This window comes from Streptomyces sp. NPDC037100, from assembly GCF_055606225.1.
On the sequence record NZ_JBVJSX010000003.1, the window covers coordinates 78,450 to 105,026 of the forward strand.

The 26,577-nt window shown below is 72.3% G+C and carries 28 protein-coding genes and 1 tRNA gene; 18 read left to right on the plus strand and 11 right to left on the minus strand.

The genetic code is table 11. The annotated features are described in order from the left end of the window. Positions 1-155 precede the first annotated feature (155 nt). Entirely contained in the window at positions 156-323 is a 168-nt protein-coding gene (locus ACZ7EG_RS10415; RefSeq protein WP_471075112.1) for a hypothetical protein, read from the minus strand. 13 nt (positions 324-336) lie between these two features. Continuing rightward, entirely contained in the window at positions 337-2,814 is a 2,478-nt protein-coding gene (locus ACZ7EG_RS10420; RefSeq protein ID WP_471075115.1) for a SpoIIE family protein phosphatase, read from the minus strand. Positions 2,815-2,960: 146 nt separating this feature from the next. Here ACZ7EG_RS10420 and ACZ7EG_RS10425 point away from each other — a divergent pair, with 146 nt between their 5' ends. Beyond that, positions 2,961-3,923 (plus strand): DUF72 domain-containing protein, encoded by a 963-nt coding sequence (locus ACZ7EG_RS10425; protein ID WP_471075118.1) that lies wholly within the window; start codon positions 2,961-2,963, stop codon positions 3,921-3,923. Here the strand turns inward: ACZ7EG_RS10425 and ACZ7EG_RS10430 are convergent. The 4 genes from ACZ7EG_RS10430 to ACZ7EG_RS10445 form a co-directional block, all read right to left on the minus strand. After that, complete coding sequence (locus tag ACZ7EG_RS10430; RefSeq protein ID WP_471077024.1) at positions 3,823-5,727, minus strand: copper resistance CopC/CopD family protein; 1,905 nt, start codon at positions 5,725-5,727, stop codon at positions 3,823-3,825. The two genes, ACZ7EG_RS10425 and ACZ7EG_RS10430, sit on opposite strands and share 101 nt — an antisense overlap. 227 nt (positions 5,728-5,954) lie before the next feature. Continuing rightward, the gene (locus ACZ7EG_RS10435; protein ID WP_471075121.1) at positions 5,955-6,434 is read right to left on the minus strand and encodes a cupin domain-containing protein; all 480 of its coding nucleotides are present in this window, start codon (positions 6,432-6,434) and stop codon (positions 5,955-5,957) included. After that, on the minus strand, positions 6,431-7,039 hold the full coding sequence (locus tag ACZ7EG_RS10440; protein ID WP_471075124.1) for a GNAT family N-acetyltransferase: 609 nt from the start codon (positions 7,037-7,039) through the stop codon (positions 6,431-6,433). The genes ACZ7EG_RS10435 and ACZ7EG_RS10440 overlap by 4 nt, the downstream gene beginning before the upstream one ends. Next, positions 7,032-9,332: a penicillin acylase family protein gene (locus ACZ7EG_RS10445; RefSeq protein WP_471075127.1), complete on the minus strand. Its 2,301-nt coding sequence runs from the start codon at positions 9,330-9,332 to the stop codon at positions 7,032-7,034. Before ACZ7EG_RS10445 ends, ACZ7EG_RS10440 begins: the two co-directional genes overlap by 8 nt. A gap of 81 nt (positions 9,333-9,413) precedes the next feature. Here ACZ7EG_RS10445 and ACZ7EG_RS10450 point away from each other — a divergent pair, with 81 nt between their 5' ends. The 4 genes from ACZ7EG_RS10450 to ACZ7EG_RS10465 all read left to right on the plus strand — a co-directional run bounded on the left by ACZ7EG_RS10450 (position 9,414) and on the right by ACZ7EG_RS10465 (position 11,716). Further along, positions 9,414-10,136, plus strand: a complete 723-nt coding sequence (locus tag ACZ7EG_RS10450; protein WP_471075130.1) for a siderophore-interacting protein — start codon at positions 9,414-9,416, stop codon at positions 10,134-10,136. A gap of 36 nt (positions 10,137-10,172) precedes the next feature. Further along, on the plus strand, positions 10,173-10,766 hold the full coding sequence (locus ACZ7EG_RS10455) for an HhH-GPD-type base excision DNA repair protein (RefSeq protein WP_471075133.1): 594 nt from the start codon (positions 10,173-10,175) through the stop codon (positions 10,764-10,766). A gap of 309 nt (positions 10,767-11,075) precedes the next feature. After that, positions 11,076-11,501 carry a hypothetical protein gene (locus ACZ7EG_RS10460; RefSeq protein WP_471075136.1) on the plus strand — a complete coding sequence of 142 codons (426 nt, stop codon included), beginning with the start codon at positions 11,076-11,078 and terminating at the stop codon, positions 11,499-11,501. Between the two features lie 77 nt (positions 11,502-11,578). Continuing rightward, positions 11,579-11,716 (plus strand): hypothetical protein, encoded by a 138-nt coding sequence (locus ACZ7EG_RS10465; RefSeq protein ID WP_471075139.1) that lies wholly within the window; start codon positions 11,579-11,581, stop codon positions 11,714-11,716. A 333-nt stretch (positions 11,717-12,049) separates the two neighbouring features. Here ACZ7EG_RS10465 and ACZ7EG_RS10470 read toward each other — a convergent pair whose 3' ends face one another. Then, the gene (locus ACZ7EG_RS10470) at positions 12,050-13,651 is read right to left on the minus strand and encodes a helicase HerA-like domain-containing protein (protein WP_471075142.1); all 1,602 of its coding nucleotides are present in this window, start codon (positions 13,649-13,651) and stop codon (positions 12,050-12,052) included. A gap of 106 nt (positions 13,652-13,757) precedes the next feature. On the opposite strand from ACZ7EG_RS10470, the gene ACZ7EG_RS10475 reads away from it, so the two are divergent. Further along, a complete protein-coding gene (locus tag ACZ7EG_RS10475; protein WP_003999914.1) occupies positions 13,758-14,054 on the plus strand; it encodes a type II toxin-antitoxin system VapB family antitoxin in 297 nt (98 codons plus the stop codon). A 121-nt stretch (positions 14,055-14,175) separates the two neighbouring features. After that, entirely contained in the window at positions 14,176-14,793 is a 618-nt protein-coding gene (locus ACZ7EG_RS10480) for a LytR C-terminal domain-containing protein (RefSeq protein ID WP_471077027.1), read from the plus strand. A gap of 25 nt (positions 14,794-14,818) precedes the next feature. Here the strand turns inward: ACZ7EG_RS10480 and upp are convergent, their stop codons facing one another. After that, the gene (upp, locus tag ACZ7EG_RS10485; protein WP_104778992.1) at positions 14,819-15,454 is read right to left on the minus strand and encodes a uracil phosphoribosyltransferase; all 636 of its coding nucleotides are present in this window, start codon (positions 15,452-15,454) and stop codon (positions 14,819-14,821) included. A gap of 132 nt (positions 15,455-15,586) precedes the next feature. Here upp and ACZ7EG_RS10490 point away from each other — a divergent pair, with 132 nt between their 5' ends. The 4 genes from ACZ7EG_RS10490 to ACZ7EG_RS10505 all read left to right on the plus strand — a co-directional run bounded on the left by ACZ7EG_RS10490 (position 15,587) and on the right by ACZ7EG_RS10505 (position 17,257). After that, a complete protein-coding gene (locus ACZ7EG_RS10490) occupies positions 15,587-15,820 on the plus strand; it encodes a hypothetical protein (protein WP_471075145.1) in 234 nt (77 codons plus the stop codon). 276 nt (positions 15,821-16,096) lie between these two features. Further along, positions 16,097-16,639 carry a tRNA adenosine deaminase-associated protein gene (locus tag ACZ7EG_RS10495; protein WP_471077030.1) on the plus strand — a complete coding sequence of 181 codons (543 nt, stop codon included), beginning with the start codon at positions 16,097-16,099 and terminating at the stop codon, positions 16,637-16,639. A gap of 56 nt (positions 16,640-16,695) precedes the next feature. Beyond that, the gene (tadA, locus tag ACZ7EG_RS10500; RefSeq protein WP_471075148.1) at positions 16,696-17,127 is read left to right on the plus strand and encodes a tRNA adenosine(34) deaminase TadA; all 432 of its coding nucleotides are present in this window, start codon (positions 16,696-16,698) and stop codon (positions 17,125-17,127) included. A gap of 45 nt (positions 17,128-17,172) precedes the next feature. After that, positions 17,173-17,257, plus strand: a tRNA-Ser gene (locus ACZ7EG_RS10505). A gap of 58 nt (positions 17,258-17,315) precedes the next feature. On the opposite strand, the gene ACZ7EG_RS10510 is transcribed toward ACZ7EG_RS10505, so the two are convergent. Further along, positions 17,316-18,041 carry a hypothetical protein gene (locus tag ACZ7EG_RS10510; RefSeq protein ID WP_471075151.1) on the minus strand — a complete coding sequence of 242 codons (726 nt, stop codon included), beginning with the start codon at positions 18,039-18,041 and terminating at the stop codon, positions 17,316-17,318. 219 nt (positions 18,042-18,260) lie between these two features. Here ACZ7EG_RS10510 and ACZ7EG_RS10515 point away from each other — a divergent pair, with 219 nt between their 5' ends. The 4 genes from ACZ7EG_RS10515 to ACZ7EG_RS10530 all read left to right on the plus strand — a co-directional run bounded on the left by ACZ7EG_RS10515 (position 18,261) and on the right by ACZ7EG_RS10530 (position 21,034). Further along, positions 18,261-18,437, plus strand: coding sequence for a hypothetical protein (locus tag ACZ7EG_RS10515; RefSeq protein ID WP_104778998.1), 177 nt, complete (start codon positions 18,261-18,263; stop codon positions 18,435-18,437). After that, positions 18,437-18,730, plus strand: a complete 294-nt coding sequence (locus ACZ7EG_RS10520) for a Dabb family protein (protein WP_031105389.1) — start codon at positions 18,437-18,439, stop codon at positions 18,728-18,730. The genes ACZ7EG_RS10515 and ACZ7EG_RS10520 overlap by 1 nt, the downstream gene beginning before the upstream one ends. Positions 18,731-18,870: 140 nt before the next feature. Further along, complete coding sequence (locus ACZ7EG_RS10525; protein WP_471075155.1) at positions 18,871-19,863, plus strand: RNA polymerase sigma factor SigF; 993 nt, start codon at positions 18,871-18,873, stop codon at positions 19,861-19,863. Positions 19,864-20,131: 268 nt separating this feature from the next. Further along, the gene (locus ACZ7EG_RS10530; RefSeq protein WP_471075158.1) at positions 20,132-21,034 is read left to right on the plus strand and encodes an RNA polymerase sigma factor SigF; all 903 of its coding nucleotides are present in this window, start codon (positions 20,132-20,134) and stop codon (positions 21,032-21,034) included. A gap of 357 nt (positions 21,035-21,391) precedes the next feature. Here ACZ7EG_RS10530 and ACZ7EG_RS10535 read toward each other — a convergent pair whose 3' ends face one another. Then, a complete protein-coding gene (locus tag ACZ7EG_RS10535) occupies positions 21,392-21,589 on the minus strand; it encodes a hypothetical protein (RefSeq protein ID WP_471075161.1) in 198 nt (65 codons plus the stop codon). 217 nt (positions 21,590-21,806) lie between these two features. Here ACZ7EG_RS10535 and ACZ7EG_RS10540 point away from each other — a divergent pair, with 217 nt between their 5' ends. From ACZ7EG_RS10540 to ACZ7EG_RS10550, 3 genes are all read left to right on the plus strand, one after another. Beyond that, positions 21,807-22,295 carry a MarR family winged helix-turn-helix transcriptional regulator gene (locus tag ACZ7EG_RS10540; RefSeq protein ID WP_471075164.1) on the plus strand — a complete coding sequence of 163 codons (489 nt, stop codon included), beginning with the start codon at positions 21,807-21,809 and terminating at the stop codon, positions 22,293-22,295. A 97-nt stretch (positions 22,296-22,392) separates the two neighbouring features. Further along, complete coding sequence (locus ACZ7EG_RS10545) at positions 22,393-24,927, plus strand: MFS transporter (protein WP_471077033.1); 2,535 nt, start codon at positions 22,393-22,395, stop codon at positions 24,925-24,927. Between the two features lie 89 nt (positions 24,928-25,016). Further along, the gene (locus tag ACZ7EG_RS10550) at positions 25,017-25,874 is read left to right on the plus strand and encodes a YceI family protein (protein ID WP_471075167.1); all 858 of its coding nucleotides are present in this window, start codon (positions 25,017-25,019) and stop codon (positions 25,872-25,874) included. Here the strand turns inward: ACZ7EG_RS10550 and ACZ7EG_RS10555 are convergent. Further along, positions 25,857-26,558 carry a GAF and ANTAR domain-containing protein gene (locus ACZ7EG_RS10555; protein ID WP_471075170.1) on the minus strand — a complete coding sequence of 234 codons (702 nt, stop codon included), beginning with the start codon at positions 26,556-26,558 and terminating at the stop codon, positions 25,857-25,859. The two genes, ACZ7EG_RS10550 and ACZ7EG_RS10555, sit on opposite strands and share 18 nt — an antisense overlap. Between the last annotated feature and the right edge of the window lie 19 nt (positions 26,559-26,577).

The following is a 26,577-nucleotide window of genomic DNA, read 5'->3' on the forward strand; positions in this document are numbered from 1 at the left end:
TGGCACGGAAGTCGGGGTAGGGCAGGAAGGTCTGCATGACGTCCTCGGTGATCCTTACCGTGCGTCGGTACGCGGGCCGCGCCTGCCGAGGTCCAAGGCCGTGGCACGGAAGTCGGGGTAGGGCAGGAAGGTCTGCATGACGTCCTCGGTGATCCTTACCGTGCGTCGGTACGCGGGCCGCGCCTGCCGAGGTCCAGGGGCAGGCCGACCATGGCGATGCCCGGGACGACGTGGAGCCAGTCGTCCGCGGAGTTCCTGCCGCCCGTCAGGGCGGCCTGCTGCACGGGTGCGCGGGCGGCCGGGCGGGACGCTCGTCGGGTCATGGCCGGTGGCTCCTCACGCGGGGGACAGGGTCTGTTCCGCCCAGATGGTCTTTCCCGTCTCGCTCTGGCGGGTGCCCCAGCGCTCGGTCAGCTGGGCGACGAGAAGCAGGCCGCGGCCGCCCTCGTCGTAGGTGCGGGCGCGCCGCAGATGGGGCGCGGTGTTGCCGCCGTCGGAGACCTCGCAGATCAGGGTCGTGTCGTGGATCAGGCGCAGCTGGACCGGTGGCTCGGCGTGCCGGATGGCGTTGGTGACGAGTTCGCTGACGACCAGCTCCGTGACGAACACGGCGTCGGACAGCCCCCACCGTTCCAATTGCGCCACCACGTCCTTGCGGGTCTGCGCGACCGCGGACGGGTCGGCCGGCACCGCCCAGGTGGCGACCTGCGTCGCGTCGAGCGCGCGGGTACGGGCGATGAGCAGGGCCACGTCGTCGGCCGGCCGCGGCGGCAGCAGGTCGGCGAGGACCGTGTCGCACAGGGCGTCCAGCGAGGCAGCCGGGCGGCCCAGGGCCTCCCGCAGCCGGCCGACGCCGGTGTCGAGGTCGCGGTCGGGGGTCTCGACGAGGCCGTTGGTGTAGAGGGCGAGCAGACTGCCCTCGGGGACGACGACCTCGGTGGACTCGTACGGCAGGCCGCCCACGCCGAGCGGGGGCGCGGTCGGGAGCCCGACGAGTTCGACGCTGCCCTCCGGGCTCACCACGGCGGGTACGGGATGCCCGGCCCCCGCGAAGCAGCAGTGCCGGGTCACGGGGTCGTAGACGGCGTACAGGCAGGTGGCCCCCAGGTCGCCGGCGGTCCGGGCCGGGCCCGTCGCGCTGCCCTCGGCGTCGCTCTCCTCCTCCCTGTTCAGCCGGGCTACCAGGTCGTCGAGGTGGGTCAGCAGCTCGTCGCAGGGCAGGTCGATGTCGGCCAGCGTGCGGACCGCCGTACGCAGCCGTCCCATGGTCGCCGACGCCACCAGCCCGTGGCCGACCACGTCTCCGACGACCAGCGCGACCCGTGCCCCCGAGAGCGGGATGACATCGAACCAGTCCCCGCCGACACCGGCGTGCCCGCCTGCGGGGAGGTAGCGGGAGGCGACCTCGACGGCGGCCTGCCGGGGCAGCCGCCGCGGCAGCAGGCTGCGCTGGAGCGTGACCGCCGTGGCACGTTCGCGGGTGTAGCGGCGGGCGTTGTCGATGCTGACCGCGGCCCGTGCCACCAGTTCCCCGGCCAGGACCAGGTCGTCGTGCCGGAAGGGGTCCTGGTTGCGGTGCCGGACGAAGAAGACGACGCCCAGGGTGGTGCCCCGGGCGGCCAGGGGCACGGTCATCACGGAGTGGATGCCGAACGCGCGGACCCGGGCCGCACGGGCCGGGTCGCGGGCGAGCCAGGCGGTGAAGGCCGGGTCGGTCGTCTCGTGCAGTGCGGGCCGTCCGGTGCGCAGGCTCTCGAAGGGCATCGAGTCCGCCGGGTAGGCGTCCACGGTGCCGGCCGGTACGACCGACTCCGGGGCGCCCGGGGTCACCGACCGCAGGGCGGCCCGGCGCAGCAGCAACGGCCCGTCCGCCGGAACGGCCCGCGCGGGCGGCTCGGCCACGTCGTCCAGCGCGGCCAGCAGATCGACACTGACGAAGTCGGCCAGGGCCGGGACGGTCACGTCCGCCAGCTCCTCGGCCGTGCGCGTCACGTCGAGGGAGCTGCCGATGCGGCGGCCGGCCTCGGCGATCAGCTGGAGGCGCTTGCGGGCCCAGAACTGCTCCGTCATGTCGTGCGCCGACAGGCAGACGCCCCGGATGGTGCCCTCCTGGTCGCGCAGCGCGGACAGGAAGACCGACCAGGCGTGCTCATGGCTTTCGCCGGGGGCGCGCAGGTAGTTCTCCTCGTACTCCGGCTCACCGGTCCGCAGCACCCGGGCCATGCCCTGTTCCGCCCGTCGGCCGGCGTCGTCGTCGACGATCTCGGACACGCGCAGGCCCCGCATCTCCTCCTCGGTGAGTGCGGTGGCGCGTTCCATGTCGGCGTTGGCCCGGCGCAGCCGGAGCCGGGTGTCGTAGATCGCCAGGGCGCAGCACGGGGACTGGGCGAAGCTCCAGCTCACGAGGGACTCCTCGATACCGGCCGGCTGCCGGTCGGTCAGGGCGGAGACGATGAGCCAGGCGGGGCCGTCGGCGCCGGGCGGCCTGTGGTGGGCGAGGATCCCGACCGTCATCCTCCGGCCGTCGCGGTGCCGGAGCGCGACGTCGCCGTTCCAGCGGGGCAGTCCGGTGAGCGTGGGCAGGCCTCCCCGCATCGGTATCGGCTCGGCCAGCAGATCCGCGGCACGGCGGCCGGTCACCTGCCCGGCCGAGTAGCCGAGGAGCCGCTCGGCGCCCGCGTTCCAGCCGGTCACGATGCCGTGTTCGTCGAGGGTCACTCGGGCCGTGAGGGAGGCCCCGACGAGGGCTTCCAGGTCTTCCGGCTCTGCTCCGTGGGACCGGGTGGCCCGGCCGGCGGTGACGGGCTGCTCCATGATCGGTCATCTCACTCTCGGGGGAATCAGCCGTAACCCCGCATTTACGCAGATATCACCTGGTTACCAACATAGGGGGAGTCTCACCGTGCCGCCCCATCGAGAAGCCGAGCCTGCCGCCGGCCGGCCCGGGTAACCGCTCCCCCATGGGTCAGATCCGCGTGGGCACGTGTTCCTGGACCGACCGGGCGCTGGTCGGCAGCGGCTGGTATCCCCCGGGGCGGCGGGACGCGGAGGGCCGGTTACGGCACTACGCCGAGCGGTTTCCGGTCGTCGAGGTCGACGCCTCGTACTACGCGCTGCCGAGCGAGCGGAACAGCCGGTTGTGGACCGAGCGGACACCGGACGGTTTCCTCTTCGACGTGAAGGCGTTCTCACTGCTCACCGGGCACCCCACCCGGCAGGCGGTGATGCCCGGGGGGCTGCCGGCCGAGCACCGGGACCCGGCGGTGCTCGACGCGGTGTGGGCCCGGTTCGCGGCCGGGATCGAGCCGCTTCGGGAGGCCGGGCGGCTCGGGAGCGTGCTGTTCCAGTTCCCGCCCTGGTTCCGGCCCGGGCAGCGGGCGGAGGCGTTCCTGCGGGAGTGCGCGCAGCGGACGGCGGGCTGGCCCCTCGCCGTCGAGTTCCGGCATCCCTCCTGGTGGGAGCCGGGGCAGGCCGAGGCCACGGTCGCGCTGCTCGCCGGGCACGGCATGGCCGCGGTCGCCGTCGACATGACGCAGACGCTTGCGTCCTCCGTCCCGCCGGTCACTCCCGTGACCTCGCCCCGGCTCTCCGTCGTCCGCTTCCACGGCCGCAGCAGCGCCTGGGGCACCGGCAGCAAGGAGGACCGCTTCCGGTACGCGTACGACGAGGACGAACTCACCGAGTGGCTGCCGCGCGTGCGGCGGCTGGCCGAGCGGACCGAGCAGGTCCACGTCCTGTTCAACAACTGCTGCGGCGACGCCGCCGTCCGCGACGCCGAGACCATGACACGGCTCCTCGAACGGGACGGGCCGGTGGTGCTGCCTAGCGCGCGATCCGCACCTGACGCTCCACCGACACCTGGTCCACCTCCGACACCCGCACGGTCGTCTTCATCGTCCAGTTCCCGGGGAGCGGCAGGTTGACGGAGTTGGTGCTCCAGTAGCCGCCCTGGTCGGTGAGTTCGGCGTCGATCGGGCCGACCTTCCGGGAGGGCAGGGTGAAGGTGATGCGGACCTCGGGGACGACGACCAGGCCCTTGTCGGAGCCGGCGACCACGGCCTGGATGCCGTTCTCGCCGACGCGGGCCGGGTCCACGGTGACCTGCACCGTGCCGCGACCGCTCACCGATTCCGTGCCCGTGTCGTAGGGCACCGTGATCAGGGTGGTGGGCGGCAGCGCGCCTGCCGGGGCCTGCCGGGCCGCCTCGGCCTGGGCTCGGGCCGGAAGGGTGCCCGTGAGCACGGTCGTGATCATCAACACCACCGCGGCGACGGCGACTTCCACGAGGACGGAGCGGCGCAGGCGGCGCCAGGTGTCCGGGTCGGCCCCGGACGCGGGAGGCTCCTCGGCCGCCTCGCCCGGCGCCCCGGCGGCCCCGGACGCGGGAGGCTCCTCGGCCGCCTCGCCCGGCGCCCCGGCGGCCCCGGACGCGGGAGGCTCCTCGGCCGCCTCGTCCGGCGTCCCGCGTTCCTCGGAGCCGTCGTGTGCCGCCGGTGCCCCGACCGGCTGCAGGACCCGCTCCTGGACGGCGGCGGCCCGGGTGACGGCGGCCGGGGCCGCGAGCCTCGCCGTCCAGCGCCGCGAGTACCGGGCCACCAGCAACAGCACGGCCACCCCCGCCAGTTTGGCGAGCAGCAGACGGCCGTACGACGTGCCGGTCAGTGCGGAGAGGGAGCCGAGGCCGCGCCAGGACTGGTAGACGCCCGTGACGGCCAGGACGGTCACCGAGGCGAAGGCGATGCGCGAGAAGCGGGGTACGACCTCCACCATGTCGTCCGCCACCGCGTCGCCGGACGAGCGGCGCAGGGTCAGCAGCAGTGCCGCGAGGCCGCCGAGCCAGACACCGGTCGCCAGGAGGTGCAGGACGGACGACGTCATCGCCAGGGGCACCTGGATCCCGGCGGAGGCGTGCTCGGCCGCCGCCCAGGTCAGGGCCAGGGCGGCGGCCAGGGCCGTGCCGATCGCCAGGGCGACGGGCCGCTCCCTCGGGTCACGGCGCCGGGACAGCCACAGCAGGAAGGCCGCGGTCAGCAGGAGCAGGACCAGCCGGGCGACCAGGGCCAGGCCCGGGCGGCCGGTCAGGGTGCGGCCGAGGGCGGAGGCGTCGAAGGCGGTGGCCGGACCCGTGCCCGCCTCGTACGGGGCGCGCAGCAGGAGCAGGACGAGCGTCGAGCCCAGCAGCGTCCACCATGCCGCCACCAGCGGCCGGCGCAGGGCGGAGGTGTTCGCCGGCCGGCAGAGCAGGGCGAACGCGGCCAGGCCGACGAGCAGCGCGGCCGCGAGGTAGGCGAGGTAGCGGGCGGCGTCGTTGAGGCCGCCGGTGAGCGGGTCCTCGGTCGAGCCGGTGTCGATCTGGACCGTCGTCGCCGAACGCTTCCCCACGGAGAAGGAGAAGGCGCCGGAGACGGGGTGACTGTCGGCGGAGACTACTCGCCAGGCCACCGTGTACGTGCCCTGGGCGAGCTTGCCGGGCAGGCCGACCCGGGCCGTGTCGGAGCGGCCGTCCGCGTGCGTGGCCTCGCCGGTGTGGACCCGGCGCTGGTCGGGGCCGAAGACCCGGAAGGAGTCGTCGAGCAGGCCCACGGACTCGGTGAAGGTCAGGGTGATGTGACGGGGTGCCTGCCGGACGAGGGATCCGTCGTCGGGGTCGGTGCCGCGGAGGGCGGCGTGGGCGGAGGCGGGGGCTGCTCCGGCGAGGAGCAGTACCAGCACGGTGCCGAGCAGCACCAGGGCTTGGAATCGCCGGGGATGTCCGACATTGCGATCCTCGTTCCGCCGTTGGTCCACGTGGGTCTCCGGGGTCTGGCTGTACGGCTACGAGTGGAGTACGGACGGGATCGGTGTAGTGCTCACCGGAGTGGGCGCTGTCCGTCGTTCGGCGGGCGACTGTTGTCCGTGTACGGGGCGGATCGCCCGCACGCGGCGGAGCCGCACATCGGTACGGTTCCGCGCCCCTAGGAGGCAGACCTGGACAGTGCTGCGATCTCGTCGGCCACGGCCGGATAGCGGGCCGTCAGCTCGGCGGCGTCCCCGTGCTCGTAGCCGTCGAACGTGAAGCCGGGCGCCATGGTGCAGCCGAACAAGGTCCACCGCCCGGCCCCGCGCACCCTCCCGCCCATCCACGTGCCGGCGGGGACCGTGAACTGGACGTGCTGGCCGTGCAGGACGTCCGGCCCGAGCACCACCGTCCTCGTGGTGCCGTCCGGGGCGAGCAGCAGGAGCTCCAGGGGGTCGCCCCGGTAGAAGTGCCAGATCTCGTCCGTCGGCAGGCGGTGCAGGGCGGAGAAGTCGTCCGCCGTCAGCAGCGCGACGATCGCCGTGCCCTCCGGCCTGCCGTCGGGTCGTTCGGGGCCGGCCCAGGTCTGGCGGAACAGGCCGCCCTCGCGCGGGATCGGCTCCAGGCGGTAGTGGGCGATGAGGTCCTCGGGGGTCACCCGGGGAACAGTATCTCCCGGTCCAGGAAGGCGAGCTGGGCCTTCTTCTCCGGCAGGTACACGTCCGGGAGGTCGATCTCCGGCAGGACCACCACCGGGCCGGAAGTGAAGCCCATCCGGAGGAAACGGGCGATCGCCTTCTCGTTGCGCACGTCCGGGTCGACCACGATCCGGCGGCGGTCCAGGCCGGGCAGGACGTATGCCGCGATGGCGGCCAGCAGCCCGGCGGTCCAGCCGCGTTGTCCGCCGCCCGGACCCGCGGGAGCGAGGAGCAGGTGCAGGCCGATGTCGCCGGGGCGGACCTCGTAGCACTCGCTCACGCGGTCGGCCTCCGGCTCGTAGGTCTGGAGGAGGGCGACCGGCTGGCCGTCCCGCACGACGAGGTGGGCGTGGTGGGTGTCGAGCGTGGCCATGTGGGCGTAGACGCCGGCGACCTGCTGTTCCGTCAGCTCGGTCATGCCCCAGAACGCGGCCCGTTCCTCGCTGACCCACCGGTGGATGACGGGGGCGTCGGCCGCGGGGTCCAGCGGCAGGACGCGGACGGTGCCGAAGCCGTCGGTCACCTCCTCGTGGACGGAGGTGCGGGAGGCGTACGGGTCAGACATCGGTTTCCTTCTTCAGCAGGGACCAGTCGGTGACGACCGGGGCGAGGTCTCCCGCGAGCCACAGGGGGAGCTGATCGCGGTGGTGGGGCGAGCCGGGGACGCCCGAGGCGCCGAGCGGGACCACCCAGCGGCTGTCCTCGCGCCGGGCCAGGTCCCAGACGTACCGGGCGGCCGGGCCCCGGGCGGCTCGGTCGGTGAGGCCCGGCACGCCCGAGGTGCACAGCACGCAGTCGTGGTCGCCGGACAGCCCCGGTTCGTCGTACGGCCGCTCCGGCTCCAGGGCCCGCCAGGGGGCGAGGCGATGGGTGTCGCCCCAGACCCCGGCCGGCGGGCGCAGCGCCACGTCCTCGATCGCCGCGCGGACGGCCGCCGGGCGGTCGATTCCGTACAGTTCCCCGGCCCGCAGCAGGTGTTCCAGGGCGAAGCCGACCCGGGGCACGAGGGCCAGCCACGGCTGGAACACCTCGGGGTACGCCGGTGGTGTGGTGAGACCCGCGAAGACGGGGTGCGCCGCGAGCCGCCGCACGACCGCTCCGCGCACGGCCGCGTAAAGCGCCGCGTCGGCGCTGCCCGCGTCCATGCGGCGGTCCCAGCCGAGGAGGCGGTCCCGGAGGGCGGCGGCCTCCGGGGTGAGGGCGTCGAGGGCGGCGAGGTGGTCCAGGAGGGGGGCCGCGGAGGCCAGGTGGGTGTCGGTGTGGAGGGCGGGCATGTCGGCGGCGGACCAGTGCTCCTTGCCCGCGAGCAGCGCGGCGATGCGGTCGGCGCGGTGCGGCGGGGCGAACTCGACGCCGAGGGGTTCGGCCGGGCCGCGCTGGTTGGCCATGACGGCGACGCCGTCGGTGAGCCCGGCGCGCGGTGACACGTGCCAGCCCTGCCACTCGTGGCCGGGCTCCCAGGCGGGCACGATCCGCAGGGAGTTGACCCCGGCGCGCACCGGCACCCGCCCGGCCACGCGGTGCAGGACACCGCCCTCGGTGTCGGCGGCCTGGACGACGTTGACCGGCTCGGCCCAGCGGTCGAAGGCCCGGTCCACATCGGCGACCCGGCGGGAGCGCAGCAGCGGCAGCAGGGCACTGAAGCCGAGGTCGCCGGTGACGCGGGGCGGGTAGCGCAGGCTGATCGCCACGGGCGGGGCGACGGGAGCGGCGGGAGCGGCGTCGGCAGGACCGGCGGGAACGGCGTCGGCAGGAGCGGCGTGGGCAGGACCGGCGGGAGCGGCGTGGGCAGGACCGGCGGGAACGGCGTCGGCAGGAACGGCATCGGCAGGACCGGCGGGAACGGCGTCGGCAGGACCGGCGGGAACGGCGTCGGCAGGACCGGCGGGAACGGCGTCAGCGGGACCGGCGGGAGCGGCGTCGGCGAGGCCGTCGTCGATCCCCTCGGGTCCGCCGATGATCACCGGGCCCCGATCGGTCTCGATCACCTCGACCTCGACCGGCTCCGCGCCCGCCACCTCGACCGTCTCCGTGTGCCGGGCCGCCCGCCGCCAGACCCCGTCCGGGCCGAGGGCCTCCACCCCGGCGCCGGTGCGCCGCAGCCGCTCCCTGTAGAGGTCCTGGTAGTCGGCCATGGCGTTGGTGATGGCCCAGGCGACCGAGCCGGTGTGCCCGAAGTGGGCGATGCCGGGGACACCGGGGACGGCCAGGCCCACGACGTCGAACTCGGGGCAGGACAGGTGGATCTGCTGGTAGACGCCCGGGTCCTCGATCCAGCGGTGGGGGTCGCCGGCGATGACGGCCTGCCCGGTGACCGTCCGCTCGCCGCCGACCAGCCAGCCGTTGCTGCCGGAGGTGCCGGGACCGTCGGTGGCGAAGAGGCCGATGGCGTCCGCGTCCAGGTGGGCGGCGACCTGCTCGCGCCAGAGCTTGGCGGGGAACCCGGCGAAGAGGATGTGGATGGCGAGCCAGACGCCGAGGGGGGTCCAGGGCTCCCAGCGGCCGGGGGTGAGACCGGTGCGGGCGAACTCGGGTGCGGTGGCGTGGGCCAGCCCCTCGTTGACCCCGTCGACGTACGCCCGCACCCAGCGCGCCGTCCCGGGGTCGCGTCTGTCCAGGTCCGCGAAACAACGTCTCGCGGTGTCGTCGAGTCGTGCCCGTCTCGCGAACCGGTCCCAGGCCAGGGCGTCCTCACCGAGGAAGGACGCCGAGGTGCCCTGCGCCCGGTGGCGGTCGGTCTCCAGCTGCCAGGCCCGGTCGCGGGCGGTGACGAGGCCCTGCGCCCGGGCGAGTTCGGCCGCACTGTCCGCACGCAGGTGCGGAATGCCCCAGGCGTCACGGTAGATCTCGGTGGCCACGCTGTACCCCCACTTACCTTTAGGTTAGCCTTGCCTAAGTCAAAGCTGTGGCCGAAATCGTACGCGAGGGGCTGGAACGCGATGGGGCAGGGGCGGGGTTGGGAGGGCGCGGTCCTCAAACTGCTGCGTGCCAAGGACTTCGAGTTCACGGTGACGGACGTCGAGGACGTCACCCCGGACTACCGGCGGCTGCGCTTCACGGACGGCGGTCTGCTGGCCGCGACCGGAGTGCACCCCACCATGTGGGTACGGCTGTGGTTCGACAACGCGGGCAAGCCGCACCAGCGGGCCTACACCCTGGTCGATCCGGACGCCCGGGCCGGCACCTTCGGCCTGGAGTTCGCCCTGCACGAGGGGTGCGCGAGCGACTGGGCCAGGGGGGCGAGCCCGGGCGACACCATCGAGGCGACCGTCCAGGGCACCGGCTTCGAGCACCCGAGCCCCGCCCCCTCCCACGTCTTCGCCGTCGGCGACCCGGCCTCGCTCCCGGCCATCAACTCCCTCCTGGGCGCCCTCGGTTCCGCCCCGGCCACGGTCTGGTTCGAGGGCGGCGACGAGGACCTGCCGTTCCGTGCCGACCCGGACCGGCACGAGCTCCGGAGGGTGCCCCGCCGGGACTCCGGCGCCCACCTGGTCGACCGGGTGAAGTCGGACCTGCCCGGCCTGCTCCAGGACACGGCCGACCCCTATGTCTGGATCGCCTGCGACACGGCGACGACCCGGGCCCTCGCGACGTACGTCCGCAAAGAACTGGGGCTGCCCAAGCAGCGGGTGCATGCGCTGGGCTACTGGCGGGCGACCTGAGCAGCGGGCGGGCCCGCCCCGGGGGATGATCGGGGCATGGACGTCACTCTTCACCTCGCCCAGGATCCCGAGGCCGACGCGCTGCTCGGCCGCAGCCCGCTCGCCGCGCTGGTCGGCATGCTGCTGGACCAGCAGGTCCCCATGGAGTGGGCGTTCAAGGGCCCGGCGACGATCGCCCGGCGGCTCGGCACGGACGATCTGGACGCGCACGAGATCGCCGCGCACGAGCCGGAGGCCTTCGCCGCGCTGCTCTCCGAGAAACCGGCGGTACACCGCTACCCGGGCTCCATGGCCAAGCGGATCCAGCAGCTGTGCCAGTACCTCGTCGAGCATTACGAGGGTGACGCCGAGGCCGTCTGGAAGGACGTCGGCACCGGCAAGGAACTGCTGAAGCGTCTCGCCGAACTGCCCGGCTTCGGCAAGCAGAAGGCCCAGATCTTCCTCGCCCTGCTGGGCAAGCAGCTCGGCGTGCGCCCCACGGGCTGGCGCGAGGCGGCGGGCTCCTACGGCGAGCCGGACTCGTTCCGCTCGGTCGCCGACATCACGGGCCCCGAGTCGCTGGTCAAGGTGCGGGCACACAAGCAGGAGATGAAGGCGGCGGCGAAGGCGGCGAAGGCCTCCGGCAAGTAGACCCCGGCCCGAGCGAGAACACCGGCTTCCCGGCCCGCCCCCGGCAACAGTCAGGAGCGGGCAGGTCAGCCGACCGGCCCACCCCCGGCAACAGTCAGAAGCGGGCAGGTCAGCCGACCGGCCCACCCCCGGTAACAGTCAGAAGCGGGCACGTCAGCCGCCTGGTCCGTTCCGGGTGGCGGCCGCTTCCGGCACGGTCGCAGCATGAACCATGACCGAGCCACCGAGCGGCTCCCCCGCGTGGGCCGAGCGAGCGGATCCAGCGGTCGGCGGGATGAACGGCGTGGCCGCCGCGGGGAATGACATCCCGTGACCCCCGCACCGCAGCCGGTCCCCCGCGGCCCACGCCGGCACGCCTGGCTGAGGGCGCCGGTCCCCCGCGGCCCGTGCCGGCACGCCTGGCTGAGGGCGCCGGTCCCCCGCGGCCCGTGCCGGCACGCCTGGCCACGGGTGCTGATCGTCCTGCTGCTCGCCCTCCTCGTGCCGGGCACCCACGCCGAGGCCCACTCGGGATGGACGGCCCCCGTCTCCGGGGAGAACACCACCGTCGAGTGCGACCTCCTCGCCACAGCCCTGCGCCCACCGGCCCGGGGTGTCCGTCGCGTCGCCGCCCCGCCGGCCCCGGCCCCGCTCGCGTGCCCCGGACCCGAGTACGCCGCCCAGCGGTTCGTGCCCGTGACGCCGAGCCCGCCGCACGGCCCTCGCCCCCTGCGTTCCGAGGTCCTGCGCTGCTGACAGGACCGGCCGTCCCCCGGCCCGTCCGTCCCGCACGCAACCAGGAAAGACGAACGAGGAACGACGAGGAACCAGCCATGCTCCAAGACCCGTACGCGGTCCTGCGCGCCCTCCTGCGGGCGGAGGCCGCCCGCAGCACCCCCAAGCCCCACTCCCGGCCGGACACGCGGAAACCGCCGCAGCCCCCGCAGGGGAGAAGAGAAGACCGCGGCTGACCCAGCACACGGCGGAGGCACCCCGACGCCTCCGCCGTCCCGACGCCTGCGCCCTCCCGAGGACCCGCCGGCCCAGCTCCCCCGCCCTCCCGAGGACCCGCCGGCCCAGCTCCCCCGCCCTCCCGAGGACCCCGCCCGACGCTTCCGCCCCGACCACTCCGCCGGCCTGGCGCCTCCGCCGCGCCCCGAACGCCGTGCCCGCCGCCGGCCCAGCGCCTCCGCCACCCCGAGGACCCCCGCCCGCCGCCGGCCTAGCGCCTCCGCCACCCCGAACGCCGTGCCCGCCGCCGGCCTAGCGCCTCCGCCACCCCGAACGCCGTGCCCGCCGCCGGCCTAGCGCCTCCGCCACCCCGAACGCCGTGCCGTGCCGAACAGCGATCGGGTGATCTCCCGCCCGGTCTGCGTCCCCACCGACCTGGCCGGCGACATGAAGACGCCGCTCTCGACCACCTGCTCGGCCATGGACGGCTGCTCCTGCGCCCGCCCCCGTCGTTCAGGTGCCGCGTCCCGCATCTCGTCGGGCTCCTTCGCACCCCCGCCGCGCTCCAGTCGCTCGTACGCCGACTCCCGGTCCACGGCCTGCGCGTACCGCTCCTTCAGCGGCGACTCCGCGACGGCCCGCTCCAGGGCCTCCTGCCCGAGCGGCCCCATCAACGACTCGGGTGCCCGCAGCCGGGTCGCGGCGACCGGGGTCGGGGCGCCCCTCTCGCTCGGCACCGTCACGACCGCCTCACCCGTCCCCAGATTCGTCAGCACCTCTTCGAGGTCGTAGGGCGACTTCGGGAAGGTCCTCACCGCGGCGCTCAGGGCCTTCTGGTCCTCGGGGGTGAAGGCCCGCAGCGCGTGCTGGACACGGCTGCCGAGCTGGGCGAGGACGTCCGCGGGTACGTCCTTCGGGGACTGCGTCACGAAGAGGACCCCGACCCCTTTGGAGCGAATCAGGCGCACGGTCTGCGTGATCGACTCCACAAACGCCTCGGAGGCGTCGTCGAAGAGCAGATGCGCCTCGTCGAGGAGGAACACCAGCCGCGGTTTGTCGATGTCGCCGAGCTCGGGCAGATCCTGGAAGAGATCGGCGAGCAGCCACATGAGGAACGTCGAGAAGAGCTGAGGCCGGTCCTGTACGGCGCTCAGTTCCAGGACCGAGACGACGCCGCGTCCGTCCTCACCCGTACGCAGCAATTCGGCCGTGTCGAACTCCGGCTCCCCGAAGAAGCCGGACGCGCCCTGCGCCTCGAAGGCGGTGAGGGACCGCAGGATCACCCCGGCCGTGGCCGCCGACAGACCGCCGATCGTCCTCAGCTCCGGCCTGCCCTCGTCCGAGGTCAGGAAGGTCACGACCGCCCGGAGGTCCTCCAGGTCGATCAGCTCCAGGCCCTTGCTGTCGGCGTAGTGGAAGATCAGCCCGAGCGACTGCTCCTGGGTCCGGTTCAGCCGCAGCGCCTTGGCCAGCAGCACCGGCCCGAAGCCGTTGACCGTGGCCCGGACGGGGACGCCGCGTCCGATGTCGCCGAGGGCGAAGTACTCGGCCGGGAAGCCGGTCGCCGCCCAGCGCTGGTGGACGTCGGCGGCCCGGCCCTCGACCCGGGCGTCCGGTCGGCCCGGCGCGGCGATCCCGGAGAGGTCGCCCTTGACGTCGGCCAGGAAGACCGGCACGCCCTGGGCGGACAGCTGCTCGGCGATCAGCTGGAGCGTCTTGGTCTTGCCGGTGCCGGCGGCGCCCGCGACCAGGCCGTGGCGGTTGAGCATCGCCAGCGGCACCCGGATCCGGGCGTCCGGCAGGCACCGCCCGTCCCACAGCAGGGCCCCCAGGTGCAGGGCCGGGCCGGAGAACGCGTAGCCGGAGGCGATCCGCAGGGCGTCCTGAGGTAGGGCGGCGGCACGCTCGGACACCTCCGGAGCGGGGGCCGACGGCATGGCCTCGCGCTCCGGCATATTCGCGCACCTGTTCCGGGTTCGTACCGCCTTGTATTGATTTTTTCAGCGTCGCACTCGCTCGCCATGGCTGCGCCCGGAAGGTCTTGACCGGTAGGCTTTCCGTGTGATCTTCAAGCGCATCGGAAACGGCCGGCCGTACCCCGACCACGGCCGGGAAAGCACCCGGCAGTGGGCGGACGTCGCGCCGCGCCCGGTCCGCCTCGATCAGCTCGTGACGACCAAGGGTCAGCTCGATCTGGAAACGCTGCTCGCCGAGGACTCGACGTTCTACGGCGACCTCTTCGCGCACGTCGTGAAGTGGCAGGGCGACCTGTACCTGGAGGACGGACTGCACCGCGCGGTGCGGGCCGCACTCCAGCAGCGCCAGGTGCTGCACGCGCGCGTGCTCGAGCTCGACTGATCCCCGGCGGTCGCGGGTTGGCCCTTTCGGGTTCCACTGGGCGACGTCGAATGATCATCTAGTAGGCACCGTCGCCCGGGCGCACTACGCTGCGCTCATGAGCATGCTGACTCCCCCCGGCATGGGCGGCAAGTACCGCATCACGGGCAACAAGTACCCCAAGATGCGTCGGCCCCGGCGGCGCGGCAGGCTCGTCGTCCTGACCGTCGCGTCCGTCGTCGTCCTCGGTGTGGGCGGGTGGGGCACGCTGCAGCTCATCGACGTCTTCACCGGCGGCGGCAAAGAGGCTTCGGCGGCCGGCGACGGGACCGACTGCGGCATCAAGACCAAGGCGAGCCCCTCGCCCAGCGCCAAGCCCCTGCCCGAGCCGCGCACGATCACCGTCAACGTGCTCAACGCCACCACCCGCGGTGGCCTGGCGAAGAAGACCGCCGACGAGCTCAAGAAGCGCGGCTTCAAGATCGGCGACGTGGGCAACGCGACCAAGCAGTACGACAAGAAGGTCAAGGGCACCGGCCTGTTGCTCGGCCCCGCCGCCGCGCTCGACACCTCGCTGCCCGTGCTCGGCACTCAGCTCCCGGGCGCCGAACGGCGTACCGAGGCGGCCCGCAAGGGCGCTGCCGTCGACCTCGTCATCGGGGACCGCTTCAAGGAACTGGCGAAAAGGCCGGACGCCGACCGGGCGCTGACCAAGCTGGCCACGCCCGAGCCGGCGCCGACGTCGAAGAAGGGCTGCTGAACCCGCTGGGTCCAGCCGGGGAGACCTACTCGGCCGCCCCGTACATCCGGTCCCCCGCGTCTCCGAGGCCCGGCACGATGTAGCCGTGCTCGTTCAGCCGCTCGTCGACCGAGGCGGTCACGACCGTCACCGGCGTGCCCGCCAGCTCGCGCTCCATGATCTCGACGCCCTCCGGCGCGGCCAGCAGCACCACGGCGGTCACGTCGTCCGCGCCACGCCGGATCAGCTCCCGGATCGCAGCGACCAGCGTGCCGCCGGTGGCGAGCATCGGGTCGAGCACATAGACCTGACGCCCCGACAGGTCCTCGGGCATCCGCGTCGCGTACGTGGAGGCCTCGAGCGTCTCCTCGTTGCGGATCATGCCCAGGAAGCCCACCTCGGCGGTCGGCAGCAGCCGGACCATGCCGTCCAGCATGCCGAGCCCGGCCCGCAGGATCGGCACCACCAGCGGCCGCGGGTGCGAGAGCTTGACGCCCGTGGTCCGCGCGACCGGCGTCTGGATGTCGACCTGTTCGGTGCGCACGTCACGCGTGGCCTCGTAGGCGAGCAGGGTGACCAGCTCGTCGGCGAGACGGCGGAAGGTCGCGGAGTCGGTGCGCTGGTCGCGCAGCGTGGTGAGCTTGTGGGCGACCAGAGGGTGGTCGACGACGTGGAGACGCATGTCCACAACATTAACCGGGCGGGGTGCCCCGGACCGCACGGCAAGCCCGCCGTCCGGCCGTCACCCGATCGCCGGCGTCAAACCGCCCGTCCGGGGGAAGGCGGATAGGACGGATTAGGGGTGGTGAACCTGATGCCCGACCGGAAATTCCGAGATGATCCATTGCCGCTCATGTGGCCGGGGACGGGCCCGAAGCCCGACCGTACGGACGGGACCGAGGAGTCCGACGCCGAGCGGCGCCGGCGTCGCGCCCGGTTCCTGCGCGATCTGGCCGAGGCCCGGGCGCTGCGCGACCGCGTCCAGCCGCGCCGCGTCAAGACGGCCCGGCTGCGGCACGCCATGCGCATGCGCACCTTCCGCTGGTAGGAAACCGGTGAGGAAACCCCCGGCAAAGATCACGAACCGCGCGGAGATTGTCGCGGGTGACCGTGCGTGGAGCGAGGCAAAGCCGCGTACGATCCGCAGGTGGCGGCAACGGGCGTGCGAGCAGAACTGCCGGACACAGGGAGCCGAAGACGTCCCCTGAACGCCTTGTTTCTGCCACGATTCCGAGTGGGTGGGGCTCGGACGAGCACTCCCCGCCCGTAACCTCCGCCGGGGGGACCCCCAACCGGCACGCCTATGACCAGTGGGAGAGTCACGGTGTACTTCGCCGCACTGCTCGCGCGCACCGAAGACGGGTGGGAAGCGAGCGACACAGAGCTCGACGATGTGGAAACCCTGTCGGATCTCGCCGACCTGGCCCGTGAAGCCTCCCCCGACGAGGACACGGTGCTCGTGCTCATCGAGCAGGAGGACGCCTGGTTCGGCGTCGTCCGCGTGGACGGCGAGGAAGACCCTCGCATCTACGTGTCGGACGCCGCCGCCGCTGCCCGCAGCAGCTACGGCGAGATCCTGCTGACCGACGAGCTGCTCGGCCGCGATCCGGACGACGGGGACGTCCTCGACGCCCTCGATCTCGACGGTACCGAGGACGGTGAATCCGACGAGGACGACGACGATGCCGAGGGCGGCTCCGGGCCAGCCGCCTCCGCCGAGTCCGTGCCGCACGGCCCGGTCGGCGATGCGCTGATCCTGGACGACCTCGGGGTGAGCGAGAAGGAACTGCGGCTGATGTCGACGGACGCCGTCACCGAGATCGCCGAGTCCCTGGGCGCCTCGGAGACCCTGGAGGCCGTCCGCTGACCGCTCATGCCGCCCCGGCACCGCCGGACCCGGTCCGGGACCCCTGGCGGCCCGCGATGCGACTCGCCCTGGACGAAGCCGCCGAGGCCGTCCGGGGCGGGGACGTCCCCGTCGGCGCCGTCGTCCTGGCCCCGGACGGCACGACCGTGCTCGCGGCCGGGCACAACGAACGCGAGGCCGACGGCGACCCCACGGCCCATGCGGAGCTCCTCGCCCTGCGGCGGGCCGCGGCCGCCCTCGGCGCGTGGCGGCTCGCCGGCTGCACCCTCGTGGTCACGCTGGAGCCCTGCACGATGTGCGCGGGTGCGATCCAGCAGTCCCGCGTCGACCGGCTCGTCTACGGCGCCCGCGACGAGAAGGCCGGCGCGGCCGGCTCCCTCTGGGACCTCGTCCGCGACCGGCGGCTCAACCACCGGCCCGAGGTGATCGAGGGCGTGCTCGCCGAGGAGTGCGCCGGGCTGCTCACCGAGTTCTTCCGCGGTCGCTGAATACCGATTTCAAAGCACGCGGCTCCTTGCTGTAAGGTCTCCCTCGGTAGCGTGTCCGAGCGGCCGAAGGAGCTCGCCTCGAAAGCGAGTGTGGCGCAAGTCACCGAGGGTTCAAATCCCTCCGCTACCGCTTGTGGACGAAGGGTCCGGCTCATCGAGCCGGGCCCTTCGCGCGTCTCCGTCTCTTTTCAACTCCCGGCCGGTGGGGCGAACTGCTGCCACGCAACGATCTTGGGCTTGGACATGTAGCCGTTGATGTCCTCCACGGAGAGGACCAGCGCAAACGGCTTGGACGTGTCGAATCGCCGGGCGAGTCTCCTCGCCGAGTCGGGAGAGAAGACGGCAGGCGCAGCCAAGGTGGCCAGGTAGCCGCAGCCTGCCATCATGATCAATCTGCTGCGGGGCTCGAAGGGGTTCCAAGCAAAGATCACCAGCGCGTGATCCTGCCCGACTTCGACATCGGCGCCCCTCAGCTCGCCGAACGACGCGCCGGTTTCCCGGGCGACGATGCGATAGCGGTCGCCGACGATCTGGAACTCGTACGGCACGTCCAACCTGCTCGCATACGTCTTCCACACCTCGTTCATCGCGGGCCCGCCGATGACGACCACGTTGTCCTCTGCGTGTCCGGCCATGCTGAAGGCGGACGATCTCACGGTGCCGATCGCATGGATCTTGAGCTCACGGGCGAGGCTGATGCGGATGTTCATCGCCGCCAGGGCATCCGACTCCCAGAGCAGTCTCCTCTCACGCGCACTGCCGACGACAGCGGTCACGGGCCTTTGTCGGTCGATCCGCCACAGGCGGGCCACCGGACGGCTGTCGCGGAAGTACGTGAGGAGATTGCGGGTCAGCCATCCGGTCGAGAAGGCCACGAACGACGCGGCCAGATTGATCGCAAGATCAAGTGACACAGCTCGCCCTCCCCCGCCTCAGCCGTCGAACACCGAGCCGACAGCGCCCCGGCTCAGTGCGTCCCGCAAGCATGACCGCCGAGCGGTGGCCTGAGAAGACCGCGACGGGGCGGGCAAGCACCGAAGCAGCCCGTGGCCGGCCCGCCGCGTTCTTCGTGTGATCGGACCTTCGTGCGATCATGTGCGCTGCATGGGACACCAGTGACATGGGAGGCCGCGATGGCGGTGAACGCGAAGAAGGTCGCCGTCTATGTCGTCGTGGTCTTCGTGATGTACGTGATCGTCACGGACCCGAAGAAGGCCGCCGACTACGTCCAGATAGGGTTCCAGGGCATATCGGACGCCGCCGGGGCTCTCGGCGACTTCGCCACGTGGGTTGCGAACGGAGCAAAGTGATGATCCGCCACCTGGTGCTCTTCAAGCTCAACGAGGGCGTCGAGCGCGACGACCCCCGGGTCGTGAAGGGCGTCGAGGCCTTCCGCGCGCTCGGCGACAAGATCCCGGAACTCCGTTTCTGGGAGCTCGGCTGGAACGTCAGCGACCGTCCCATCGCCTACGACTTCGCCATCAACTCGGCCTGCGACGACGCCGACGCGCTGCGGCGGTACGTGGAGCACCCCGACCACCAGGCCGGGGTCGCGCTGTGGCGGGAGTTCGCCACGTGGGTGATCGCGGACTACGAGTTCTGAGACCGGTTCCGAGACCGGTCGCCTCCGCCCCCTGTCGCTTCGACAGGGGGCTCTTCTGTTGAGTGAGGATTCGTGCGGCTTTCATTCCTCAACACGTAGTTATGGGGTGCTTGCACACAGAGTGCATGTCTTGTGATGCTATGACCGCTTTTGATGGAAGAGTTGACGGATGCGTTGACGATGACGAGGTGGAGTTGACCGTGCTGGCCAGTACCGCACCTCAGGCAGCACCCCCTCAAGCCTCCCCCTCGTCCCCTCAGGCGCCGCCCTCGCCCTCTCCGGCCGCGGCCCCTCAGGCGGCACCCCCTCAGGCAGCACCCCCTCAGGCGGCATCGCCGGAAGGCGTTCCGGCCGCGCCCCAGCGCAGCAGCCGCGGCGCCGACACCCGGGCCCTCACCCAGGTCCTCTTCGCGCAGCTCAAGGAGCTCCAGCCGGGCACCCCGGAGCACGACCGCGTGCGCGGGGCGCTCATCGAGGCCAACCTCCCGCTCGTGCGCTACGCGGCCGCCCGGTTCCGCTCCCGCAACGAGCCGATGGAGGACGTCGTCCAGGTCGGCACCATCGGGCTCATCAACGCCATCGACCGCTTCGACCCGGACCGGGGCGTGCAGTTCCCGACGTTCGCGATGCCGACCGTCGTCGGCGAGATCAAGCGGTACTTCCGCGACAACGTCCGCACCGTCCATGTGCCGCGCCGGCTGCACGAGCTGTGGGTGCAGGTCAACAGCGCGACGGAGGACCTGACGACCTCCTTCGGACGCACCCCGACGACCGCGGAGATCGCCGAGCGGTTGCGCATCACCGAGGACGAGGTGCTCTCCTGCATCGAGGCCGGGCGGTCGTACCACGCGACCTCCCTGGAGGCCGCGCAGGAGGGCGACGGGATGCCGGGGCTGCTGGACCGGCTCGGCTACGAGGATCCCGCGCTGGACGGTGTGGAGCACCGTGATCTCGTCCGGCATCTGCTCGTCCAGCTGCCCGAGCGGGAGCAGCGGATCCTGCTGCTGCGGTACTACAGCAATCTCACGCAGTCTCAGATCTCCGCGGAGCTCGGTGTCTCGCAGATGCACGTGTCGCGGCTACTCGCGCGTAGCTTTCAGCGGTTGCGGTCTGCGAACCGCATCGACGCGTAATCGCAAACGCTAGCGAGAGGTCACCGCGGGGAGGGAATCGCTCATCAGGGCGGTTGCCGACAGTTGAAAGCCGAAAAGCCGTCAGACCCCGTGTTTGCAGGGCGTATTCGCGTCTCAGATGTCGACATGTCACTACAGCGTGTTGCCGACATGTGACATTCTGCGGGAAGCGCGTTTGCCAGAGCTCCGGCTCCGGTATTCAGGTGAAGGCTGCGTTCCTCAAGCGGGGGCGTTCGCCGCGACCGTCCCGCGACCCAAAGGGGGTGGCATGTCCGCAGAACAGGGCAGCTCGAAGGTGCTCACGCTCGCGGAGAGCGAGACAGCTCCCCATGCTCTCGACTCACTCGGCTCCATCGATGACGTACCGGCCCTCGCGGCCGAGCCCGTTCCGGTCCTTCCGGCTGCGGGCGCCATCGACACCCGCACCCTGTCCCGCTCCCTGTTCCTGCGGCTGGCCGCGCTCGACGAGGACAGCCCCGAGCGTGCGTACGTCCGTGACACGCTCATCGAGCTCAACCTCCCGCTCGTGCGGTACGCCGCCGCGCGGTTCCGCTCCCGGAACGAGCCGATGGAGGACATCGTCCAGGTCGGCACGATCGGGCTGATCAAGGCGATCGACCGGTTCGACTGCGAACGGGGCGTGGAGTTCCCGACGTTCGCGATGCCGACGGTGGTCGGGGAGATCAAGCGGTTCTTCCGGGACACGTCCTGGTCGGTGCGGGTGCCGCGCCGGCTGCAGGAGCTGCGGCTCGCTCTGACCAAGGCCAGCGACGAGCTCTCGCAGAAGCTGGACCGGTCGCCGACGGTGAGCGAACTGGCCGCCGTGCTCGGGGTGTCCGAGGAGGACGTCGTCGACGGGCTGGCGGTGGGGAACGCCTACACGGCGTCCTCGCTGGACTCGCCGGCGCCGGAGGACGACGGCGGCGAGGGGTCGCTGGCGGACCGGCTGGGGTACGAGGACACCGCGCTGGAGGGTGTGGAGTACCGGGAGTCGCTGAAGCCGCTGCTGGCGAAGCTGCCGCCCCGTGAGCGGCGGATCATCATGCTGCGGTTCTTCGCGAACATGACGCAGTCGCAGATCGGTGAGGAGGTCGGCATCTCGCAGATGCACGTCTCCCGGCTGCTGACCCGGACGCTGGCGCAGCTCCGGGAAGGTCTGATCTCGGACTAGCGGGTCCTGACCGAGGGCTGGGGCGCGGTCGTAGGGGCCGCGCCGTTCGCCTGTGGCCGTGCCTCCGGCGGGGGGCGCGCATTCGCTTCGCCTGACCGTTGGGTGTGGGCCGGGGCCGCGCCGGGTGGGGGTGTCCGTGGTGGCGATCACCGCCGCCATGCTGCACCCGGTCGGTCTCCTCGGAACGGCGCGACGGACCCACTCACCGACTGACGGGCGTCGACGCGCCCAACCGCTGCGGGCGGAGACCCCCCGACACGGCCCCTTCTCGCCGTACGTGGGTGCGGGCGCGCTGGCTGGCTGCCCTGGCTGCGGGCAGGCGTGCCGCCAGGGGCGGCAGGGGTGGGCGCGGGCCGGTTACGCCAGTGCCAGCCAGGCCACCGCCGCGACGATCGCCACGGCGACCACGACGCCGAGGATGAGGCCGATGCGCGGGCCGCTGCTGGTAGGTGCCGCCGCCTGACGGCCCTGCGGGGCCTCGTCGACGAACGCGCGGAACATCTGGGTGCTGCCGGCGGGGTCGTGATTGCCCTGCGGGGCCTGGTAGTTAGCCATGGCCCGAGACCCTAGCGAAAACGGCGGGGCTCCCCCAAGTGGGGGTTGGGGTTCCGTTCGGGGCCGAGTGATCCCTACCGCCGGGCTCACCACCAGCACGTTTACTCCCGCAATACTTGCCTTTGCCAAGTTTTTGTACCCGCACCACTCCCTTTTATTTGCCTGCAGCAACCAACAGCTCCTATGGTTGCCCTAAGCAACGAAAGCGGGAGGTGTCATGGCCGAAAGGGCGCAATACGAAGAGCTGGTCCGCCAGTTCAGCGCCTTCGGCGCCGTGAAGCGGGAGCTCGGCCGGATCATGCCCGCCGAGTGCCCCGGCGGGTCGGCGGCCGTTCTGACGCTACTGGGCCGACACGGCGACATGCGCATGAGCAAGCTCGCCGAGCTGCTCGCGGTGGACATGTCGGTCACCAGCCGCCACGTCGCACATGTCGTGGCCCGGGGCTGGATCGAGCGCTCCCCCGACCCGGCGGACAAACGCTCACGCATCCTGCGCCTCACACCCGCGGGCCACGCACAGCTCGACGAGCTGTCCCGGCGGACCACCGAGGTCCTCGCCGAGCGCCTGAGGGACTGGACCGACGAGGAGGTCGGCCAGCTCACGGACCTCATGGCGCGGCTGAGGGAGAGCTTCGACTGCCGTCCCGGGAGCCGGGCCGCACCGCCCGCTTTCGACCAGACCACCCGTACACCCGCAAGCACGTAAGAAAAGGAAGCCCATGGCAACGACCACACCAGCCGGTGTGCGGGCTCATGCCAAGCACGGGGGAGGCTCCCACGGCTCCTCCGGCGACGGCGCTCCCATGACGCACCGGCAGATCATGGAGGCCCTCACCGGCCTTCTGCTCGGCATGTTCGTCGCGATCCTGTCGTCGACGATCGTCTCCAACGCCCTGCCCCGCATCATCGGCGACCTCGGTGGCGGCCAGAGCGCCTACACCTGGGTCGTGACCGCGTCCCTGCTGACGATGACGGCCTCCACCCCGCTGTGGGGCAAGCTCGCCGACCTGTTCTCCAAGAAGCTGCTGATCCAGCTCGCGCTGGTCGTCTTCGTGCTGGGTTCGGCGGCGGCCGGCATGTCCCAGAACCCGGGCATGCTCATCGCCTTCCGCGCGGTCCAGGGCATCGGCATGGGCGGTCTGTCCGCGCTGGCCCAGATCATCATGGCGGCGATGATCTCGCCGCGTGAGCGCGGGCGTTACAACGGCTACCTCGGCGCCACCTTCGCCACCGCCATGGTCGGCGGCCCGCTGGTCGGCGGTGTCATCACCGACACCGACTGGCTCGGCTGGCGCTGGTGCTTCTACGTCGGCGTGCCCTTCGCGGTGATCGCCCTGATCGTGCTGCAGAAGACCCTGCACCTGCCCGTGGTCAAGCGGAAGGTCAAGGTCGACTGGGCCGGCGCCTTCTTCATCACCGCGGCCGTCTGCCTGCTGCTGGTCTGGGTGACGTTCGCCGGCGACAAGTACGACTGGCTCTCCTGGCAGACGTACGCGATGGTCGGCGGTTCCGTGGTGCTGCTGGCGCTGTTCGTCCTCGTCGAGGCGAAGGCGAGCGAGCCGATCATCCCGCTGCGGCTGTTCCGCAACCGCACCATCACGCTGGCCTCCATCGCCTCCCTGTTCGTCGGCGTCGCGATGTTCTCCGGCACCGTCTTCTTCAGCCAGTACTTCCAGCTGGCGCGGGACAAGTCGCCGACGATGTCCGGTGTGATGACGATCCCGATGATCGCGGGTCTCTTCGTCTCCTCCACCGTCTCCGGGCAGATCATCACCCGGACCGGCCGCTGGAAGGGATGGCTGCTGGCCGGCGGTGTGCTGGTGACGGCCGGGCTCGGGCTGCTGGGCACGATCCGGTACGACACCGAGTACTGGCACATAGCGATCTTCATGGCGCTGATGGGCCTCGGCATCGGCATGATGATGCAGAACCTGGTGCTCTGCACGCAGAACCAGGTGGAGCCGGGCGACCTGGGTGCCGCCAGCTCCACGGTGACCTTCTTCCGGTCCCTGGGCGGTGCCGTGGGCGTCTCGGCGCTCGGTGCGGTCCTGGGCAACAAGATCACCGACTACGTCAAGGACGGCCTGGCCGACCTCGGCGCGAAGGGCGCGGCCCTCGGTCACGCCGGCACCGGCGGTGGCGGCATCCCCGACCTCGACGCGATGCCCGCGCCGATCCGCACCGTCGTGGAGAGCGCCTACGGCCACGGTGTCGCGGACGTCTTCCTCTACTCGGCCCCGATGGCGCTGCTCGCCCTGCTGGTGTCGCTGTTCATCAAGGAGGTCCCGTTGAAGACGAAGGGCGGGCTGGCTCAGGCCGCCGAGCCCGAGACGCCTGCCGTGGCTCCCGCCGAGACGCCTGCCGTGGCTCCCGCCGAGGCGGTCGCCGTCGAGGCTCCCGCCGCGGAGAAGACCGCGCCGAGCTGGGCCGTGGCCGACACCGAGGCCGCCGACGGCACCGGTCCCGAGGGCACCCGGCCCGACGGCACCCGGCCCGAGGGCACCGGGCCCGAGGGCACCCAGCGGCTCGCCGCCGTCGCCACGGCGGAACGTCAGGAGGAGACCTCCGGACCTGTCCTCGGCATCCCCGTCCGCGGGTTCGTCCGCGGGAACGAGTCCGCGCCCGTGCCGCAGGCCGCCGTCACGCTGATCTCGCTGGGCGGGCGTCAGCTGGGCCGGTCCGTGGCGCAGGCCGACGGCTCGTACGCCGTGGACGCCCCGGGCGCCGGCTCGTACGTCCTGATCGCCTCCGCCGACGGCTTCCAGCCGCAGGCGTCCACGGTCGTGGTGAACGGCGAGCCGGTCGCCTACGACATCCTGCTCAGCGGCACCAGCGGGCTGACCGGCCTGGTGCGGGCCGCCGAGAGCGGGCAGCCGGTCAAGGACGCCATGGTCATCGTGACGGATGTGCGCGGGGACCTGCTGGCCAACGGGACCACGGGTGAGCAGGGCGAGTTCTCCTTCACCGAGCTGGTGCCGGGGGCGGTGACCGTGGCGGTGAACGCCGCCGGGTACCGGCCGCGTGCCCTGCCCGTCGAGGTGGGCGGTACCGGAGTCACCCGGGTCGAGATCGACCTGGACTCGGGCGCCCGTGTCCAGGGTGTCGTCCGCGCCCCGCACGGCCCGCTGGCCGATGCCCGGGTGACGCTGGTCGACCAGGCGGGCAACGTCGTCGGCTCGGCCACGACCGGGGCGGACGGGGCGTACGCCTTCACCGACCTGGACGGCGGCGAGTACACCGTCATCGCCACGGGCTACCCGCCGGTGGCCACCGCCCTGACGGTCACGGGCCCGGGCACCGACGCCCACGACATCGAACTCGCCCACCCCGGCGAGTAGTACGGACCCCGGCCCGTGGCGGGTGGGCGCGCTCTGAGCGGCGGTGCGCCCCCTGTCGCGGGCCGGTTTCTTTCTGAGGAGCAGGTGAGATGGGACTGACCGCGAGGATCCGTACCCGCGACGGATGGGCCGTGTCGCACGCGGTCGTCACGGTCGCGGACATGACCGGCGCGCAGGTGCTGCGGGCCGAGGCCGACGCGGAGGGCGCCGTGCGGGACACGACGCCGATGGAGGCGGGGGCGTACACCGTCATCGTCACGGCTGTGGGTTACGCGCCCGCGGCATCCAGTGTGATCGTCACCGCTGGGGGCACCTCCCGCTCGAGCGAAGTCGAGAGTGGGGGAGGGCGGGCCGAGGTCGGCACCGTGACGCTGGCCCGGCAGGGCGGCACCGAGCTGCCGCCGCCCGGGCCGTGGACCGTCGACCCGGTGCACTCCAGCGTGGCCGCCGTGGCCCAGCATCTGGGCATCTCCAGCGTGCACGGCCGGTTCACGGAGTTCTCCGGCGCGATCGAGATCGCACCGGACGACGTCACCAAGTCGCGGGTGGAGGCGGTGATCCGGGCCGCGTCGATCGACACCGGCAACGGCATGCGCGACGGGCACCTGAAGTCGCCGGACTTCCTGGACGTCGAGCGGTTCCCGGAGATCACCTTCCGGTCGACGGGGCTGACGGCGACCGGGTCCGACCGGTGGACCGTCCACGGCGAGCTGGGCATGCACGGGGTCGTACGGCCCGTGGACCTGGATCTGGCCTACCTCGGCACGGGTCCGGATCCGTGGGGCGGTACCCGCGCGGCCTTCCGCGCCACGACCGAACTGCACCGCGAGGACTTCGCCATGAACTACAACCAGGTCCTGCAGGCAGGCATCGCCGCCATCGGCACGACGCTGAAGGTGGAGCTGGACATCCAGGCCGTGCAGGGCGAGTCACTTCCGGCGGCGTGAGTCCGGGGCGGAGACCCGCGCCACCAACTGGCCGCACAGGTCACGGAGTTTGACATTCCGGTCCTGCGAGGCCCGGCGCAGCCGCTCCAGCGCGTTCCGTGCGTCGATCCGCTCCCGGGCCATCAGGATGCCGATCGCCTGGTCGATGACGCTGCGGGAGAGCAGGGCGGTGCGCACGTCGGCCGCCGACTCGTGGCGGCGCTCGATGCGCAGCGCCACGTCGATCGCGTCCCCGGCACGGGCCGCGAAGGCACGGGCCGCGTCCCGGCCCGGGTCCAGCGCCCCGGCCCGCACTCCGTAGAAGTTGAGCGCGGCGCCCTTCTCGCTCTCGACGACGACCGGCACGGCCAGCACACAGCGGACGCCCTCGGACAGCGCGTACTCCGTGTACGCCGGCCAGCGGGACTCCTCGGCGAGATCCGGGGCGTACTGCTCCTCGCCGGTCTCGGCCGCGTCGACGCAGGGCCCCGCGCCGTTCTCGTACTGGCGCAGGTCCAGGCCGCTGGGCATGCCGTCGCTGCCGGCCAGGGTGAGCAGCCGGCCGGCCCGGCGCACGGTGATGCTGCACGCGTCGGCGCCGGGCACGTCCTGCACCGCGCGGTCGGTCAGGTCGCGCAGCAGGGTGTCGAGACCACTACTGCGCACCATCGCCTGGTCCAGCGTGTCGGACGTCTCGGAGCTCATGACCGTACGGGTATCCCGT